This window comes from Photorhabdus stackebrandtii (assembly GCF_011189495.1).
GTDB lineage: Bacteria > Pseudomonadota > Gammaproteobacteria > Enterobacterales > Enterobacteriaceae > Photorhabdus > Photorhabdus khanii.
This window is the reverse complement of record NZ_PUJV01000011.1, coordinates 103400-121879: the sequence shown is the minus strand read 5'-3', so window position 1 is coordinate 121879 and position 18480 is coordinate 103400. Positions and strand designations below refer to the sequence as shown.

General features: G+C 44.4%; 14 protein-coding genes. 3 read left to right on the top strand and 11 right to left on the bottom strand.

Going from position 1 to position 18480, the window contains the following annotated elements:
• Positions 1 to 190: 190 nt before the first annotated feature.
• Positions 191 to 493 (top strand): hypothetical protein, encoded by a 303-nt coding sequence (locus C5470_RS11720; RefSeq protein ID WP_166289088.1) that lies wholly within the window; start codon positions 191 to 193, stop codon positions 491 to 493.
• A complete protein-coding gene (locus C5470_RS11715) occupies positions 490 to 723 on the top strand; it encodes a hypothetical protein (protein WP_166289085.1) in 234 nt (77 codons plus the stop codon). Before C5470_RS11720 ends, C5470_RS11715 begins: the two co-directional genes overlap by 4 nt.
• Before the next feature lie 268 nt (positions 724 to 991).
• Here the strand turns inward: C5470_RS11715 and C5470_RS11710 are convergent, their stop codons facing one another.
• The 3 genes from C5470_RS11710 to C5470_RS11700 are packed head-to-tail and all read right to left on the bottom strand — an operon-like array spanning position 992 to position 6338.
• Positions 992 to 2821: a type I polyketide synthase gene (locus C5470_RS11710; RefSeq protein WP_166289082.1), complete on the bottom strand. Its 1830-nt coding sequence runs from the start codon at positions 2819 to 2821 to the stop codon at positions 992 to 994.
• Entirely contained in the window at positions 2814 to 4331 is a 1518-nt protein-coding gene (locus C5470_RS11705; RefSeq protein ID WP_166289079.1) for a biotin/lipoyl-containing protein, read from the bottom strand. Before C5470_RS11705 ends, C5470_RS11710 begins: the two co-directional genes overlap by 8 nt.
• A 9-nt stretch (positions 4332 to 4340) precedes the next feature.
• On the bottom strand, positions 4341 to 6338 hold the full coding sequence (locus C5470_RS11700; protein WP_166289076.1) for a thiamine pyrophosphate-dependent enzyme: 1998 nt from the start codon (positions 6336 to 6338) through the stop codon (positions 4341 to 4343).
• A gap of 1397 nt (positions 6339 to 7735) precedes the next feature.
• Between C5470_RS11700 and C5470_RS11695 the strand changes: the two genes are divergently transcribed.
• Complete coding sequence (locus C5470_RS11695; RefSeq protein WP_166289073.1) at positions 7736 to 9136, top strand: carbohydrate porin; 1401 nt, start codon at positions 7736 to 7738, stop codon at positions 9134 to 9136.
• Between the two features lie 112 nt (positions 9137 to 9248).
• On the opposite strand, the gene cheZ is transcribed toward C5470_RS11695, so the two are convergent.
• The 8 genes from cheZ to cheA form a co-directional block, all read right to left on the bottom strand.
• Positions 9249 to 9899: a protein phosphatase CheZ gene (cheZ, locus tag C5470_RS11690; RefSeq protein WP_166289070.1), complete on the bottom strand. Its 651-nt coding sequence runs from the start codon at positions 9897 to 9899 to the stop codon at positions 9249 to 9251.
• Between the two features lie 9 nt (positions 9900 to 9908).
• Entirely contained in the window at positions 9909 to 10298 is a 390-nt protein-coding gene (gene cheY / locus C5470_RS11685) for a chemotaxis response regulator CheY (RefSeq protein WP_166289067.1), read from the bottom strand.
• Positions 10299 to 10367: 69 nt separating this feature from the next.
• A complete protein-coding gene (locus tag C5470_RS11680) occupies positions 10368 to 11420 on the bottom strand; it encodes a protein-glutamate methylesterase/protein-glutamine glutaminase (RefSeq protein ID WP_166289064.1) in 1053 nt (350 codons plus the stop codon).
• Positions 11413 to 12300 carry a protein-glutamate O-methyltransferase CheR gene (gene cheR, locus C5470_RS11675; RefSeq protein WP_166289061.1) on the bottom strand — a complete coding sequence of 296 codons (888 nt, stop codon included), beginning with the start codon at positions 12298 to 12300 and terminating at the stop codon, positions 11413 to 11415. Before cheR ends, C5470_RS11680 begins: the two co-directional genes overlap by 8 nt.
• A 6-nt stretch (positions 12301 to 12306) precedes the next feature.
• Positions 12307 to 13941 carry a methyl-accepting chemotaxis protein gene (locus tag C5470_RS11670; RefSeq protein ID WP_166289058.1) on the bottom strand — a complete coding sequence of 545 codons (1635 nt, stop codon included), beginning with the start codon at positions 13939 to 13941 and terminating at the stop codon, positions 12307 to 12309.
• A 53-nt stretch (positions 13942 to 13994) separates the two neighbouring features.
• Positions 13995 to 15686, bottom strand: coding sequence for a methyl-accepting chemotaxis protein (locus tag C5470_RS11665; RefSeq protein ID WP_166289055.1), 1692 nt, complete (start codon positions 15684 to 15686; stop codon positions 13995 to 13997).
• A gap of 181 nt (positions 15687 to 15867) precedes the next feature.
• Positions 15868 to 16365, bottom strand: coding sequence for a chemotaxis protein CheW (cheW, locus tag C5470_RS11660; protein WP_015834820.1), 498 nt, complete (start codon positions 16363 to 16365; stop codon positions 15868 to 15870).
• 52 nt (positions 16366 to 16417) lie between these two features.
• A complete protein-coding gene (gene cheA / locus C5470_RS11655; RefSeq protein WP_166289052.1) occupies positions 16418 to 18463 on the bottom strand; it encodes a chemotaxis protein CheA in 2046 nt (681 codons plus the stop codon).
• Positions 18464 to 18480 lie beyond the last annotated feature (17 nt).

The window sequence follows — 18480 nt, the reverse complement described above, 5'->3', positions numbered from 1 at the left end:
AAATTCGATGGCTGGAACAATGAGAAATTTGACGGGGTATTTGTGGGATCAAGACGAATGACAAGACTGGTTCAAAGCAATGAAGCCATGACAGCTTGACATGACACTCCACGACGGCAGGCATGGCTTCACTGAAACTAAACTCAGGAAAGCCAGTTTCCTGAGCTGATTGTGAAGGCTTTGATAGACAATGAAATCACGCTTGCTTAATTGCAATCACAATCAGCTTATTGGGCGTGGTTTTATCCCTAACGTCAGTAGTTATTCCTTTGCTTTCTTAAGCAGTGGCAATGATAAAGCGCTGGCAGTCGCCTTTATGGTGAAATTCTTATTAAACGGCAAAGAAGCGGTCAGTAAAGTGGATTATAAACGCCGGGGACCCCTTATCTGGTGGAGTAAAGATAAAAGACCCGCGGATTTAGACGCACAAATTCCGTTGATTTTGGCAGAATTGGATCGCTTAGGTCCCGCTGATGAAGATCTTTCCGAATGAAAGCTGCATTAAAAAATTTACTTAAAAAGTGGTTTCCCACTGTTCATCCGCTGCCAGCCAAACGGCTGGCCCGCTGGGAAAAAGAAATGGAATCGAAAAAAGACGAGATTGAGCAGTATCACCCTCCAGTTGAAAACTACAACCCACGGAATGAGAATCGTTTTGCAGACTTATCGTCTTTTTACTTGTTTTCCCTTTTTGGGCGATCGGCAAGCTGCTTTTTTCGGTAATGTTAACGCTTAAATACCCATTTAATCACTATAACCTTTCTGGTTTATTAATCCGTCAGACTTTTTATCATCGTTAATACAATTAAAACGTTATTAAGCATGAGAGAAAGCCAATCAACCGACAATACGCTATTTACAATTTTCAATGAAGAGAAAACATTCCCCATTCTTTAAATGGGTTGTTTAATAGACCTGATAAATTCCCCGTTTTACAACAGGGAATTTATACAGAAAAGAGAGGCCCCAACTACGATTTTTCAACCACAGATTAGTTGTTAGGTAACCAATAGCGCCGATGTTCAAAAGCATATTTGGGCAGTCGAATACGTAACGGCTTCTGCCCAGCAGGCCAGCAGGTACGCCAATCGATATCCTGACCTTGTAACCATAAGAATCGAGAATCGTCCTCTGCCATATGAAGCCATTGATCTTCTTTGGTTGTAGCAGAAGAAGCAAAATCGCGTAGCTGGTTCAGGAGATCCTGCCGTGATGTTGCAACAAATAATGCCCGATGGGGTAATACCGCCCTGCCAAACTGCAATGTCCAGCTAACCGCTGGCAGATCGATGCTTTCATTGTTTTCAATAAAATCGCCCAGCATAACCACCATTTTTTGTAACGATGCCTGGCTATTGGCCGCGATGGGATAATAATATCTCTCCGAACTGGCTCTAACCTGTTGCTGAACTTTGGTTGGCGCCTCCTCCAAAATAACATGTGCGTTACTTCCACCCAATCCGAAAGAGCTGAGCCCAGCAAAACGTTTTTGCCCTGCATCCACCTGCCAGGCGTTTTCCTCTGTAGCCAGTTGTAAGCGCGTGTCAGCACTATCAATTTCAGGGTTCAGACGCTGAAATGCCGCGCAAGGCACAATGGATTTATGCTGCAACATCAATAAAACTTTAACGATACCCGCTAACCCCGCGGCTCCCTCTAAGTGCCCAATATTGGCTTTTATTGAGCCAATATAACAAGGTTGCCGCATTTTTCCTGACTGACCATAGTTAAAGACTTCATTAAGCGCATTAAATTCTATGGGATCACCCAGTGAAGTTCCCGTACCGTGTGCTTCCAGGTAACTGATTTGCTCCGCAGAGATTCCAGCCTGTTGCAAACAATCATTGACTAATGCAATCTGCTGCTCAGGGTTAGGTGAAGTCAGTGAGTTAGCACGCCCACCATGATTTACCGCCGATGCCCGAACATATCCATAAATAGGATCCTGATCCTCCAATGCCTGTTTTTGCGTTTTCAAAAACAGGCACACAGCGCCTTCGCCACGGACAAAACCATTCGCATCCGCGTCAAAAACCCTACAACAGCCATCCTTAGATAACATTCCCGCCCGGTAATAAGCAGCCATGTTAAATGTGTTGCTCAACAAATTAATACTGCCAACTATCGCCTGTTGGCATTCCCCAGAACGCAATGAATTTACCGCCTGAGTCAGCGCCGTTAATCCGCTTGAACACGCGGTATCAATTTGCAAGCTAGGACCAACAAAGTTGTAATAAAATGACAATCTGTTTGCCAACAGGCAATTCAGTGTTCCCGTCGTTGCATAAGCATTTGCCATTGCCATATCAGCCGCGACAAGTTCACGATAATCATTACTGCACGAGCCAATAAAAACACCGGTTTTTGATCCTGAATAACTCAGCGGATTAGTCCCGCTATCTTCCATCGCTTGCCAGGTCAGTTCCAATAGTATTCTCTGCTGCGGATCCATCATGGCGGCCACTCGCGGAGAAATACCAAAGAATGGCGCATCAAAACCATCAATATTATTCAGCAGCCCAGCTTTTAATGCTTTTTTAGGCAGCGGAATAATGTAAGGTTTTCCAGACGCAAGCCGCTGCTCTGGGATCTCTTCTATCACACTGCGTCCGGATCTTATGATCTCCCACATTTGCTCTGGAGAATCTTCCGCGCCAGGTAGTCGGAAAGCCATGCCCACAATCGCAATAGGCATCTGTTTCGTACCACCTAAATCGCTTACTGATGGAGCCATAGAGCCTAAATGCTCCAGCAAGGCGGATTTAGCTATCCGCTGTTCCTCCGGGCTGAGTGAATGATATATGTGATATAGATTATCCATGCTTACCTCCCTCTATGAGGCGCTGCAATCCTAATGCTGCGTCACCATCAAGACAACGCACCGCATTAATAAAGTCATCTAAGGAATGTTTCTTCTCGGCCACTTCAGTTCTGGAAATGTCAAGATACTCAATCAACCGATGCGGTGAGCTATAACGCCAGAACAGCGTGGGCGATAATTTTCGGCGAAAACGCACTGACATCAGCTCCGCAAGTTTTACCGCTTTTAACGAATCAATGCCCAAATCAGCCCAAGTGCGTTCCATCATTGATTCAGTAAAATCCTCGTCCCAATTCAGGAAGTCAGCCAGGAGCGTGCGTAACTGCCCAGCAACCGGTTTACCGGATTGACCTTCCATCTGATGTGCGACAGATTGCGGCCCGGACAGAACACGAACCTCAGCAGCAATCTCTGTAAGAAATTCCGCTGCTTCTACCCCATTCAGCAAATAGTGATTGAATGCCAGAACGAGGTTCATCTCTTTGTTGTGCGGAGCACCAATGAACAACGTTGACTGAGATGGCGGCACGATAAGCGGTACAGCCGAAGTCGCGCCATCGCTGCCGGTATACGAGATCATCATGGGAACATCAATATCAACAGGCACTCTTTCAGCATCGGGATCAAGTACACTATTCAGATGCTGCCTGAACTCGAAAAAGCCCATGGTCTGTGTTCCAGCCACTTTTAATGAACTCAAATCACCTTTTTCGTCCAGAAAAGCAATACCCAGATTGATCTCCGTATAAGTATGATAACGTTCTTGATCCAGCGGCCTTGAGCGCAACATCGGGAATTTTTTCAGCGCCTGAGAAACTGCGTAAGTGATTACCTGAAACGGCGTTATCCACTCTTGCTGCCCAGAGTTCTCAGTTAGATGACGAATGGCGTTATCAACCAGCTCAGTCGACAATGGTTTAGCTGCCCAACAAGGTTGTACCGTACCGCTATTCAGCCGTAACGCACGATTAAGGCGCTGCTGATCTTTTGACAGAAAACCAATATTGTCATCTTTGGAATGACCATTTTCTGGTAATTTGGTTTCGCTGTGCTTAAGGTAGTCATCAATGTGACCAGGTAATAATGTCCCGTATTTTTCCACCAGTTGACTAAGAATATGAGGCTCAATTTGGTGTTCTTGTGCATACAGACGAGTTTTGGGCGGAATACGCGCAGGAGGCGCAGATATCTTAGGAGCAGCCTCAACTTTCTCCACGCTAACCAGCGAAGGCGTTAACTCTTCATTGACAACAGGAGAAGGCTCTGCCAACTCGCCGACGGCTCTGATAACGGCAATAGGCGACCCAACAGGGATAATATCATTTTCCGCAGCCAGCCATTTTTCCAAGATCCCCTCAACATCAGATTCAATGGTAAAAGCGGCTTTATCCGTCTCCATTTCATAAACAGGTTCATCACGCTTGACATGATCTCCCACCTGCTTAAGTAACTGGGTGATGACGACTTCAGTGGTTCCTTCTCCCATCGGGGGAATAAGCAACTGTGCCATAAGTTCTCCTTAGCTCATTACCGCATATACGGAGGCCAAAATGTCATCCGTGCCGGGCAAAACAGCTTTCTCTAAACAAGGATTAAAAGGAATATGAATATCTTCACGCGTCACCAAACGCGGTGGTGCCAGTAAAGAGAAGAAATTGTCATTCTCATCCAAAAGATCAGCAACAATGGATGCGCCAACACTGGCCGTCCGGGTATCTTCTTGTACAACGATAAGTCGCCCGGTTTTGCGTAAAGATTCCGCAATCCGTTGTTTATCCCAAGGTACCAGACTACGTAATTCAATCACTTCAATGTCAATATTGTTTTTTTCCGCCTGAAGAGCAGCCATAGTTGCAAGTTGAACGGTGTTTCCCCAAGCAACCAGCGTAATATCCTTCCCTGCCCTGACGATATTTGCCTGGCCGAGAGGCACTGGACTCACCTGCCGGCGTTCATGACGCTCTCTCATAAGGTGTTTAGGGATCAGGATCAGACTCGGCATATCCAGACTTAACGCTGTACGGAACAACCCGATAGTGTCGGCCGGTGTCGTTGGAACAAGAACATTAATACCGGGAATATGCGCTAAGATACCGTCCGAGCTCTGGCTGTGCCATATACCGCCTCCTGGGAGATAAGCGCCATAAGGAGCATATATCACCACCGGACAGCGCCATTTCCCCACCGTTCTCCAACTTAAAGTGCCAAGTTGTGACTGTAACTGGTTGAGGCCCAGCCCAACAAAGTCGATAAATTGCAGTTCAACAATCGGACGCCAGCCACAAGCGGATAAACCAACAGATGAGCCAATAATCGTGGCTTCAGAAAGGGGGGCATTAATAACGCGATCAGGATAACGGGTGGACAAGCCACGGGTGAAACCAAAAACACCGCCTTTAGGATCCTCAATATCCTCGCCAAATAACAGCACATTCGGATGCTGGCTCAACGCCTCATCCAAAACCTGATTGACCGCTTTAACCTGTGTCTCTTCGGCTTCCATCTCAACATGTACGACAGGAGCCCCCTGACGATTGCACAAATAAGTACTTACACTTTCAGGATCAGGCTCTTCCTCGTGATAAACACGCTCAAATATTTCCGCTACATCAGATTTAATGCTCTCTTTTTGTTCAGCCAAATCCTGATCATTGAGTACCCCCTTTTCTTTTAAATAGGCAACATAATTTTCAATAGGATCCTGTAACGCTTCCAGTTCATCCTGGGAACGGTACAACTTGTGAGAATCCGAATTGGAATGAGAGTCTAACCGGTCCACACGACAAACTAAGATGCAGGGAGTCCGCTCAAATCGCGCTTGATTGAATACCTCCTGTGCAACAGGAAACACGGTTTCCGGCCTGCGGGCATCAACACGGCGGATCAAGCACTCGTTAAAGATTCCCAATCGATACGGCGCCATTGCCTCCGTCGATGTACTAATGCCCAATTTATTATCGGAAACCACAAAAACAACCGGCAAACGCCTTTCAACCGCAAAGCTGACCGCTTCATAAAATTCTCCCTGCCGGGTTGCCGCATCCCCGACACCACACACGACAAGCCCATTTTTATTGTTCAACGTGCTTGCCCAGGCAGCTCCGGTTGCGGGAATACATTGGGTTCCGGTCAGGCTGACTACCGAGAAGATATTGTTCTCTTTGTCGCAAAAATGATTCGACATGGTCCGGCCAGCTGAGTGAGAAGTAGCCTTTCCCATCAGTTCCCTCGCCATTTCAACAGTAGACATACCACGCGCTAATACTAATGCCCGATCACGATAGTAAGGAACCAGCACATCATGCTTTTCCATAAGCTGCGGCAACACTGCCAACCCTTCATGTCCAGCAGCCGATACATGAAACCAGGCACGGCCTTGTCGCGTGACTAACGCACTACGGTTATCAATTTCCCGTGACAGCAGCATGTCATAAAGTAACTTTTGCTCATCCAGACAATTATCCATTGAAGGGCTGTGTTCCTTAAGAGGTACTTCATTGATCTGTACGTCTATCACTCTCTTTTTCCTCACAAATAGTTAACGTGGTAGTTGTCGTTATTGCGCTTAATGCCTGATAAAGAAGCAAACACGGGGTAGTCCCCTGTCATAACTGCCTGAGAGACTATCGATCCCGATAAAGAAGTGAACACGGGTAATCCCGCCACACAGATTGCATAAAGATGGCGATATATGGTCATAATTCTTAATAACGTTTATACGCCTGATATGGTGGGCAAAATTATCTCCATGACCATGAATAGCTTTGATTGTCGCGGTGTTTCCCGAATTTTGAGCATTGTCCTGAACACAATGTGACGCCATTTAAAAAACTCCAACCGTTGAACAATAGCCATTCGCTAAGAGCGGAGCCAATAAACACCGGCATTTCCATGATTATGTTACGATTAAAAAACAGGTTTTTACCTATGTCTTTGAATCCTACAATGATTAAGATACTGGAACCATTCATTACTTTGCTAAATTATTTTAGTGATCAGATTTTCCCGACAAACCATTCATTAGTTATCCTAATGTTTAACCAAGGCATGGCTCCAATAATAACACTCATTATATCAATCGAACTTAAGACTTTATGCTCACATCAAAATTCATTTTATTCTGTGATAAATGTCAATAATAACCTCACAATATCAAGTAATACATCAAATTGAATTGATAAAATTATACAGTATTAATAGTGATATTTTACAAAAATTTAGCTTATTATCTCTTATGTTTTATCATAAAAGAATCTGTCGTAATGAGGGAATGATCACAAAAAGGCGTCCATATGCCTAACCACATGATTATATTAAATTTATTGTATCTTACCCAATTAACATCATCGTGCAATAAAGGGCATATCAACATATAAAAACATATTTCGCAACTATTTGAATATACTATCAATCATTTAAATATTAAATTTAAAAAATAATAAGATAAAATATAATTTCCATAAGGTTTATTTAAATAAATTTATATCTACACCGGGTATAAATTATTGCTATAATAATAGAATCAAATACATCTTTGTTCATTCTATAGAAAATAGGATAACAACGTGGTTAATTCACGCAATTATTTCCACTTCAAATATTTCTTTCTATTCCAAATAAATTGCAAAGCAAAAGAATCAACCGCTTTTAACCACCCGTATTTGTGCAATTTTTTGCTCTGATGTGGTAAGTGAGAGTATGTTAACGCGCCCCAAATACACTTGATTAATATCTTAAAGCCCTTTAGGATTTTCGCCTTATCTCTCCGCCCGCATTGGGCGAGGGTTTACGGCGGTTTTTGCTAATGAGTCATTGATTGGCATCAGCTAACTTAACTCAATTATCTTTTAGCCTGAAAACCCGTTTGACGATGTCATAAAGCATAATAACTAATATCCCAAAGGGTAGAGTACCATGAAAAACTTTCGCTATTTGATTGTCACACCAGGATTTATCCTTTCAGCTTCTGCCCTTGCCTCGCCCGGCATTGAAGCGCGCCTTAACGCACTGGAGCAGCGGTTGCAACAGGCAGAACAACGCGCCGCCCAGGCCGAAGCACGTGCCATAGCCGCCGAGCAACGTGCACAACGTTTAGAACAACACACTATCAAAACCACACAACAGACCACACTGGTGGCACAACCCATTACTTCTCTGGAAAATAGCACTTTACCAGCCAGCAACCTGAAGCTGAATGACTTTGGCGATCTAAAACTGTACGGTGATGTAGAATTCAATCTCGACAGCGCCAGCCGAAGCGGTCAGCTTACTTCACTGAAAACCAATGAAAATAAAAACTGGAAGCCCGGCGACAAAGAACGTTGGAATATTAATGGCCGCATCTTGATTGGACTGGACGGCTACCGTCGCAATCAGAACGGCAACTTCGCCGGTTTCAGTGTGCAGCCACTAGCAGACGTGACCGGAAAAATGAATCTTGACGATGCAGCTTTCTTCTTCGGCAATGAGAAAAATTGGCAGGCCAAAATCGGACGTTTTGAAGCCTACGATATGTTCCCTCTCAACCAAGACACCTTTATTCAGTATTCTGGCAATACCGCCAACGATTTGTATGCCGATGGTTTCGGTTATATCTACATGATGAAAGAAGGACGGGGCCGTAGTAACAGCGGCGGTAACCTGATGCTGAGCAAATACGCAGGCAATTGGTATTTCGAACTCAATACACTGTTTGAGGATGGTACTTCACTATTCCAGGATAAAACTTACCATGGCAACGTATTGGATAATAAGAAAAATGTTGCTTATCTACGCCCAGTAGCAGCCTGGAAAAAAGACCAGTTCAGTGCGGCAATAGCGATGGAGAGTAATGTTGTCAACAACGCTTACGGCTATCAAAATGCCCAGGGGCAGTGGATTGATCAATCCCGGCGCAATGGCTACGGCATGACGCTGAGTTGGAACAGTCTGGTGACCAATCCAGATGATGGCATTATCGCCAACCTGAATACGGCCTATCTGGATGCCTCAGGTGAACAGAACTTCACTGCCGGAATCAATGTAACGTGGCACCGCTTCGAACTAGGCTATATCTATGCCCGCAACAATATCAAAGAGTTCAACACTGACGATATCACCGCACATATCAACCATCCCTTCAGTGAGCCAGGCAAATACGACATCCGCACCATCCATATGTCATATCTAATCCCTGACATCATGAATATGCAAAATTTTAATCTCTATTTGGGCGCTTATGTCTCTATGCTGGAGGCCGATGCTGATAACAAAATCGCCAACAGTGATAATGACCAGCGCTACGGTGCACGCGCCAGATTCAAATATCTTTTCTGATGCAAGTTAATTGATTTCTGCCGGAACTCACCCACAGCGATATTTTTGCCTATCAGGGACTTTTCGTGAAACTATTAATCCTGAGTGGCAGGCTGACCCTACCACTTTTATTTCAGAAACCTAAGCTATCCAGTAGATCATCAACCTGGGCCTGATTAGCAATAACACCCACGCCATTTTGATTCACCTGCGGACCATTTAGCAGACTATCAGTCTCTTTTTTCGATTTCGCGACCTGATCGGCCGGCATGTTTTCCATCAATACCATTACCAGCTGTTTTTCTATTTCCTGAATAACATCCATCATCCGCTTGATAACCTGACCGGTAAGATCCTGAAAGTCCTGTGCCATCATGATCTCCAGTAATTGGGCGTTAGTGAAAGCAGTATGCTCAGGTACAGTATTGAGGTAATTCCGGGTATCCGTAACCAATGAGCGTGCCACAGGCAATTCAACCGGATTTTCAAACCATTCATCCCAACGTTTGGTCAGTGAAATTGCCGATGATTCCAACTCATTCTGACGAGGTTGCGCCGCCTCAACACAGTTAAGCGCCCTTTCAGCTGCCTGCGCTGTCATTTGCACGACATAGTCCAAACGTTCTCTCGCATCGGGTATTGCCTCAGCGGCCTGAGCGATCGTTTGATCCAATCCCAGCTCACGTAAACTATCACGCAACATACGCGTAAGCTGGCCGATCCGGCTGATAATTTCACTGGCACTAATGGTCTCATCCCTTGGCATGATTGGATTTACACTCATTATGTCTCCTTAGAGGCCCAGTTTTTCAAATATTTTATTGAGCTTTTCTTCCAGAGTAGCAGCGGTAAAAGGTTTCACAACATAACCACTTGCCCCGGCCTGCGCAGCAGCAATGATATTTTCTTTCTTCGCTTCCGCTGTCACCATCAAAACGGGTATCTTAGCCAATTGCTCATCTTCACGAATGACTTTTAACAACTCCAAACCATCCATATTAGGCATATTCCAATCAGAGATAATAAAGTCAAATTGAGATGAGCGAATCTTAGTCAGGGCTTCCGTCCCATCCTGAGCTTCTTCTACATTATTAAAACCCAATTCTTTCAAAAGGTTACGAACAATGCGACGCATGGTTGAAAAATCATCAACCACCAGAAATTTAAGATCCTTATTCGCCATATAAACTCCTTGAAATTATTTACCAGTCAGCACAGAGCTGCTTAAAAAATTAAATTTATCCGTCAACCGTTAAATACGGACAAACTGCCCCGAGCTTATTTTTGCCAGCATTCTCTTGCTGATTTTGAGGATATCCATGACTTCATCCACAGCCCCCATTTGTATTGCAGCTCTTGGCATACCAAACACCACGCAACTCGCCTCATCCTGTGCCAATGTGTACGCTCCGGCTTGTTTCATCTCCAGCAAACCCACCGCGCCGTCACTGCCCATTCCTGTAAGTAATACACCAACAGCATTTCTTCCGGCAAATTTAGCGACTGATCGGAACAACACATCCACAGACGGACGATGGCGATTAACAGCCGGTGCATCAGTTATCAGAACCTGATAATCAGCACCATTACGACACAGTTCCATATGGCGATCACCTGGAGCAATGTATGCGTGCCCTGGCAAAATCCGTTCACCATTTTCGGCCTCTTTTACTGTAATTTGGCTAAGTTTATTCAGTCGCTCAGCAAAAGAACGGGTAAAACCCGGGGGCATATGTTGTGTAATCAGTAGTGCCGGGCTGGTTACCGGCAACGGTTGCAACAAATTCTTTATCGCTTCCGTTCCGCCAGTAGATGCACCTACTGCAATCAGTTTTTCGCTGGATAGCAGGGGCTTAAAACTTAAAGGGGCAGAGTTTACCGGCGTGGTTGTTTGCACAGATAATTTAGCCTGTACCGCCGTCCGCACTTTCTCCGCAATAAGTTCACTGTAAGCCAGCATTCCTTCACGAATACCTAATTGCGGTTTGGTGACAAAATCAACGGCACCAAGCTCCAATGCCCTTAATGTAATTTCAGAACCTTTGGCTGTCAGAGAAGAAATCATAACCACAGGCATTGGCCGCAGACGCATTAATTTTTCCAAAAAATCAATGCCATCCATGCGTGGCATTTCAACATCCAACGTGAGTACTTGTGGATTATATTTTTTAATCAGATCACGTGCCACCAGTGGATCAGGGGCGCAAGCCACTACCTCCATATCCGGGTGGCTATTGATGATCTCCCGCATGATTTGGCGCATAAGCGCTGAATCATCGACACAAAGGACAGTTATCTTATTCATAACCTCTCCTTGCCCGGCCTACACCGTAAACAGTCTGTCCTTGCAAGTAGAATTCCCGGCTTATTTGAGTGACATTTTCGGAATGCCCGGCAAAGAGCAATCCATCAGGTTTTAACAAAGCAACAAAATGGCGCAGTATCCGTTCCTGCGTCTTTTTATCAAAATAAATCATTACATTACGGCAAAAGATGGCATCAAATTTACCTTCAAGCGGCCAATTGGGATCTAACAGGTTTAAATGTTGGAATGTCACCATGTCAGCAAGTTGAGGCCGGACACGCGCGTAACCTTCATAAGATCCAACACCTTTAAAAAAGTAACGTTTTCTCTGTTGATCTGTCAGTTGGTGCAACTCATCCAGCCGGTAAACACCTTTACGTGCTTTTTCCAGTACATTGGTATCGATATCACTGGCAATAATTTTTACCCGCTGAAAACGATGCCCCAATACATCACTCAGCGTCATCGCAATTGAATACGGCTCTTCCCCTGTAGACGCTGCCGCACTCCACACCCGGTACGAACCATCATTCTTACTTGCATGTTTAGCTAACAAAGGGAAATGATGTGCTTCCCTGAAAAAAGCCGTCAGGTTAGTCGTCAACGCATTGATAAATTCCTGCCACTCCTCATTATCCGTATCATTCTCAAGAATGAACAGGTATTGCCCAAAATCACGTATTCCAAGCGCTCGTAAACGCCGAATTAAACGGTTGTAGACCATCTCCCGTTTATGAGCAGCAAGCACAATACCAGCACGTTGATATATAAACTGGCAGATGCGCTCAAAATGCGCATCTGATAGGGTATAACGCTGAATCATGTGATTCAGTGGCGAAGACGGCAAACTTGTCGCTGAAACAATTAAATTTGATTTCATCTGGCCTCAGCGAGTCTGACTGACCGCCCCTTCGCTATCCGCAGACTTCAGCGTAAGTGAAAGTTCATTCTCAAGTTTATTTCCTGAATTATCCGGCAATTCAAACTGTGCAACTGTTTTCACCAGAATATCGGCCTGATCTTCAAGTGCCGCAGCTGCCGCGGCCGACTGCTCAACCAATGCAGCGTTCTGCTGAGTAACTTGATCCATCTGCGTAACCGCCTGTGCCACCTGATGAATACCACGACTTTGTTCATCGGATGCCGCAGCAATTTCAGCCATCAGCTCCGTGACCCGGTTTACCGAGGCGACCAATTCATTCATGGTCTTCCCTGCATCACTGACCAATTCAGAACCTTGACTCACCCGCTGAACGGATTCACTAATTAATGTTTTAATCTCTTTTGCCGCTTCGGCACTTCGTTGAGCGAGATCCCTGACTTCACCAGCAACAACGGAGAAACCGCGGCCTTGCTCACCTGCCCGTGCAGCCTCTACTGCCGCATTAAGTGCCAGGATGTTAGTCTGAAATGCAATGCCATCAATAACGCTGATAATTGCACTGATTTTCTTCGAGCTGTTAGCAATTGCATCCATCGTTTCCACAACATTGGTTGTCAGCTCGCCGCCTTTAGAAGCTGTTTTTGATGCAGATACTGCCAATTCACTGGCCTGACGAGCATTTTCAGCATTTTGTTTTACCGTTGCTGTCAGTTGTTCCATACTGGCGGCAGTTTCTTCCAGTGATGCTGCCTGTTCTTCAGTGCGGGAAGAGAGATCAGTGTTACCCTGAGTAATTTCCTGAATACCGTTATACATCAGGTTAGTATTCTCTTTCACCGAAGCAATGGAACTCACCAGTGAACGTTGCATTTCACGCAATTTAGAGAAAACTTCACCAATTTCATCATGAGTGAAAACAGAAACTTCTTTATTCAACTTCCCTTCTGCAACATTCTGGAAGTGACTACGCATATTAGCGAATGGTTTGAGCAGATTTCTTTTTAACCACCAATGGGCTGCCCAGGCAACGACCAGTACCATCAGGATCGCACCTGCAAACATAGCAGTTGCAATTTGATAATAAAAGCGACCATCTTGAACAGCAGTCTTAATTTCCTCTCCGATATACTGCATATATTGGTTGAAATCAGATTCCAGTTGCTGCTGATACTTTTCTGTTGGCTGGTTTAAAAATGCATCATAATTACCCTGTTCCAAGAAAGCAGAAAGTTCCCTGAGCGCGTTGATATACTCCTTGTAGCTGGTTTCCACGGATGCCAGCAATACACTGCTGCCATCCTCTTCATTTAATTTAGGCAGCGCGATAAACTCCGCAAAATGCATCTCTGCCTTATCCAGAGTCTCTTTAACATTAGCGACCATACTGTCAATATGACTTTCAGATTGTTGCAGCGTTTTTCCTACAGCGATTCTATTGAGTGTATTACGCGATTGCAGCAAAGCCGCCCAACTTAATCCTAAAGTGTCTCTCTTCTGTGTTCCCAGATCAATCCGCTCAATATAAGTCTGGTCTGTGTGAATGATCCCAAGTGATAAACCACTTGAGATTATCTGCATTACACAAAACATCATCAGTAACAGATATAAACTGGTTGATATACGAAGCCTGCCTAACATGTAATCACCTCGGTTAACGGCTGCATATGCAGCCGTGGTTATCACTTAGTGTTCTAAAATGTTTCCCAATTAGATTGCTCTTCCACATTGCTGACTTTCTTCAACACAGGTGGATTCGATTTAGCAGGAAGAGTCTTAATCGCAGGTAAATGCTCAGTTTTTGTTTCTGATTGAGACTTATCGTCAAGACTCGGTAACTGGAACAGAGAAACAAGTTTCTTCAATCCAGCAGCTTGATCTTCCAGCGCAGCCGCAGCCGCGGCTGATTGTTCTACCAAAGAAGCATTTTGCTGTGTTACACGATCCATTTCAGAGATAGCCAGGCCAACCTGAGTTATCCCTCTGCTTTGTTCATCAGATGCGGATGCAATTTCACCCATAATGTCAGTGACACGGGTGACTGAACTCACGATGTCGTTCATTGTTTCACCGGCGCTTTCAACCAGGACAGAACCGGTATCCGAGCGGCTGACTGAATCATCTATCAATGCTTTGATCTCTTTTGCTGCCTCAGCACTACGCTGAGCAAGATTACGGACTTCTCCTGCCACAACAGCAAAACCACGCCCATGTTCACCGGCACGTGCGGCTTCTACCGCGGCATTAAGCGCCAGAATGTTAGTCTGGAACGCAATAGCATCAATAACACTGGTAATATCGGAAATTTTCTGCGAACTGCCAGCAATTTCATGCATTGTCTGCACAACATTCGCCACGACTTTCCCACCCTGACGGGCAATTTCAGAGGCGCTATCAGCCAGGTGACTTGCCTGACGAGCATTTTCCGCATTCTGTTTTACCGTTGCCGTCAGTTGTTCCATACTTGCTGCTGTCTCTTCCAAAGAGGCAACTTGTTCTTCTGTGCGTGAAGAGAGATCATTATTCCCGGCAGCAATTTCACTGGTTCCGTTATAAATATTTTCACTGCTGTGACGAACACTACTAACAGTATTGATAAATTCTTTCTGCATATGTTTCAAGCCAACAGCTAACATACTCATCTCATTTCTGCCTGAAACAGTAATTTTCTGTGTCAAATCACCCGTAGAAAACGCCTTAATATTCTCCAATAATTTATTTAATGGATTCAGCAAACTATGCTTGATGCTAACCCAGCTGAAAATCATGGCTGAAACCAGAATTAGCATGACAATAACCAGCATAATCACTGCATTTCTGTAGGATATGCCCGCATCAAATACAACATCGGAGTAAAGATGATCGTTTTGAGTCAGATAGAAGTTATATTCTTCCTCAAAAGCACTCTGATATTTGCCGGTTGGCTGATTAAAGAATTCCACTGCCCGATCATGTTCAATCAGGACGATAAGTTCATGGAGTGCTGCAATATAAACATCATAGGATTTTTTAAGGCGATTGAGGCTTTCTGATTCATGAATAGGCAATTTCGCCGTTTGTTCATATTGTTCAAAGCGCTGCTCTGCTATAGACAAGTTACTTCTGGCATCAGTCAGCAGCTGTTCCATCGTGTAATAATTGTCAACGCCTTCATCCTTCATCATGTACCGAATGCCAGCACGGTTTAGATTGTTACGAGCCTGTAGCAAATTAACCCAGGTGTCATTCAAAAATGTCTGCTGCTCACGCATCTTATCCAGTATTTCCAGGTTTTCTTTGTTACCTTTCAACTCATGGAAGAAAAGTCCCCCGGATATAAATTGCAGAGCACCAAATAATATGATGACCGCCATCAGCCCGGTCACTATTTTCATTCGGTTAAACATGTTTTCCCTTTTTTACAATAGATCAGCATGGCTCTGTTATCGGCATAGCTAAAAGAAACTTTACTGGTTAAATAAAAGAAATTTGAATATTTTTTTCTGGTTGGGATCAGCAAGTAATGGACAAAAAAATAGCTGCCATCTATTAATCATGGCAGCTATTTTCGATGACTATTCTTTATAACTAGTTTTTAGCCACTGAATCTACCAGAGCCATCTCTTCACTATTAAGTAACTTCTCAATATCCACCAAAATCAGCATACGATCATCAAGTGAACCCAAGCCCGTCAGATATTCAGTAGACAATGTCACTGCAAATTCCGGAGCCGGACAGATTTGTTCAGCTTTGAGCGATAAAACATCTGAAACACCATCAACAACGATACCAACCACCCGGTTCAACAGATTCAGAACAATAACCACGGTATTATCATTATAAGTGACAGTTTCCTGAGCGAACTTAATTCTCAGGTCAATAATAGGAACAATAACACCACGCAGATTGGTTATCCCTTTAATGAACGCAGGAGTATTTGCAATACGGGTGACCTGATCATAACCACGTATTTCCTGAACTTTAAGTATTTCGATACCATATTCTTCATCACCCAAGGTAAAAACCAGATATCCTTCTCCGGCAGTTTCTCCTGACAATTTATTAAAAGCTTCTATGGCCGACATAATCTTACCTTTTGCTGTGAGATTGACGATTTTCTATGGGGATAAGCCCCATTCAATGTTTATTTTTTTCTAATAATTCAGCTTTGCTTAGTGCCAATTGGTCATGATTGAGCTGCTGCAATGCAGAGACATCAATAATCAGTGCCACACTGCCATCGCCCATAATTGTGGCAGCGGATATTCCCGGCACTTTGCGGTAGTTACTTTCGATATTTTTCACGACCACTTGGTGCTGCCCAACTAACTGATCAACTAACAAGGCATAACGACGACCAGCACTCTGTACAATCACAATAATCCCTTTAGTTGGATCTGTTTTCGCCTCAGGAATATCAAAAACCCGATATAACTTAATCAGTGGCAAATACTCGCCTCTGACATGCAGTAATTTTTCATCACCGGCCAGTGGATAAATATCTTCTTCCTGCGGCTGAAGGGAACTGACTACCGCACTCAATGGCAAAATAAACACTTCGTCATTCACTTTCACTGACATACCATCAAGGATTGCCAATGTCAGAGGTAACAAAATCCGGATAATTGTCCCTTTACCTGCCTGGAAGTTAATCTGGATTTGTCCTCCCATTTCCTGAATATTTCGCTTAACCACATCCATACCGACACCACGGCCAGACACATCTGTCACCACCTCAGCCGTGGAAAAACCAGGGGCAAAAATCAACATAGCAACCTCTTCGTTACTCATGTTTTCACTGACTGATAACCCTTGTGATATCGCTTTGGCCAGAATTTTTTCACGATTTAACCCAGCGCCATCATCCACAACTTCAATGCAGATATTCCCCCCCTGATGTTCAGCAGAAAGTGTCAGGTTACCTGTTTCAGGCTTACCCGAAGCCAGTCGAACTTCCGGTTCTTCAATACCATGATCAAGGCTGTTACGGACCAGATGGGTCAACGGATCAATAATGCGCTCAATTAAACTCTTATCCAGTTCAGTAGAACTACCAACCAAGGTCAGATCCACTTTTTTATTCAGTTTGCCAGCAAGATCCCTGACTAAACGCGGGTAACGGCTGAACACATATTCCATTGGCATCATGCGGATAGACATCACAGACTCTTGCAAGTCTCTGGAATTTCGTTGTAACTGAACCATGCAATTCAGTAAATCGCCATGTGAATTAGGTTCAAGATCATGACAATGCTGTGCCAGCATAGATTGTGTGATAACCAATTCCCCCACCAGGTTTATCAGTTGATCAACTTTCTCAACCGCAACCCGAATACTGGAAGATTCTGCACGCTGACGTGGCGATCCAGCCGGTGGCACAGGTGCGGGACGCCCGGCAGCCGGTATGGCACTTTTTTCCGGCACAGTCGCTTTGACGGCTTTATCTGTATTCCGGTTTTTAACTTCATCTTTTGATTCGGCTACCGGCAAAAAAGTGATCTGTTCCGGTTCAATCACAAAACAGAGTACAGCGGTAATGTCATCCTCTGTGGCTGATGTTACCAATGAAGCTTCCACACTATCCCGGGTCTGTTCAGCATCATAAACTTCCCCCAGATTAGCCAGTTCATCCAACATCAAAGAAACTTCGCGCTCTTTCAGACCAGAAAGATGAACCCGAACTCTGCCTTGCTGGTTTTTAGTCGCAACAGGTGCTGGTTTTAATTCTGGTTCGGATTCAGGCAATCTTGATGCTACCTCAGCGATGACAGATTCAACCTCACCTTCATTTTCTTCCTGTACTTCCAATGCAAGCTGGCGCAAAGTCTCACAGATGTAGGTAAACGCACTTTCATCCGGCTCCTGAGAACTTTTATAGGCATCCAACTGTTGTTGCATAATATCTTTCGCTTCTAAAAACAGGTTGATAATGTCAGTCGTCAGACTCATTTCATCTCGTCTGGCGCTGTCGAGCAAATTTTCCAGAACATGCGTCGTTTGCTGTAGTTTGATAAAACCAAAAGTCGCAGCCCCCCCTTTTATTGAGTGAGCACTACGAAAAATAGCATTCAACTGCTCCTGATCTGGTGCATCGGGATCAAGCTGCAATAGATGCTGCTCCATATCCTCTAGCAATTCGTCTGCTTCATCAAAAAAAGTCTGATAAAACGCGGTAATATCCATTGTTACTTTGTCACCTT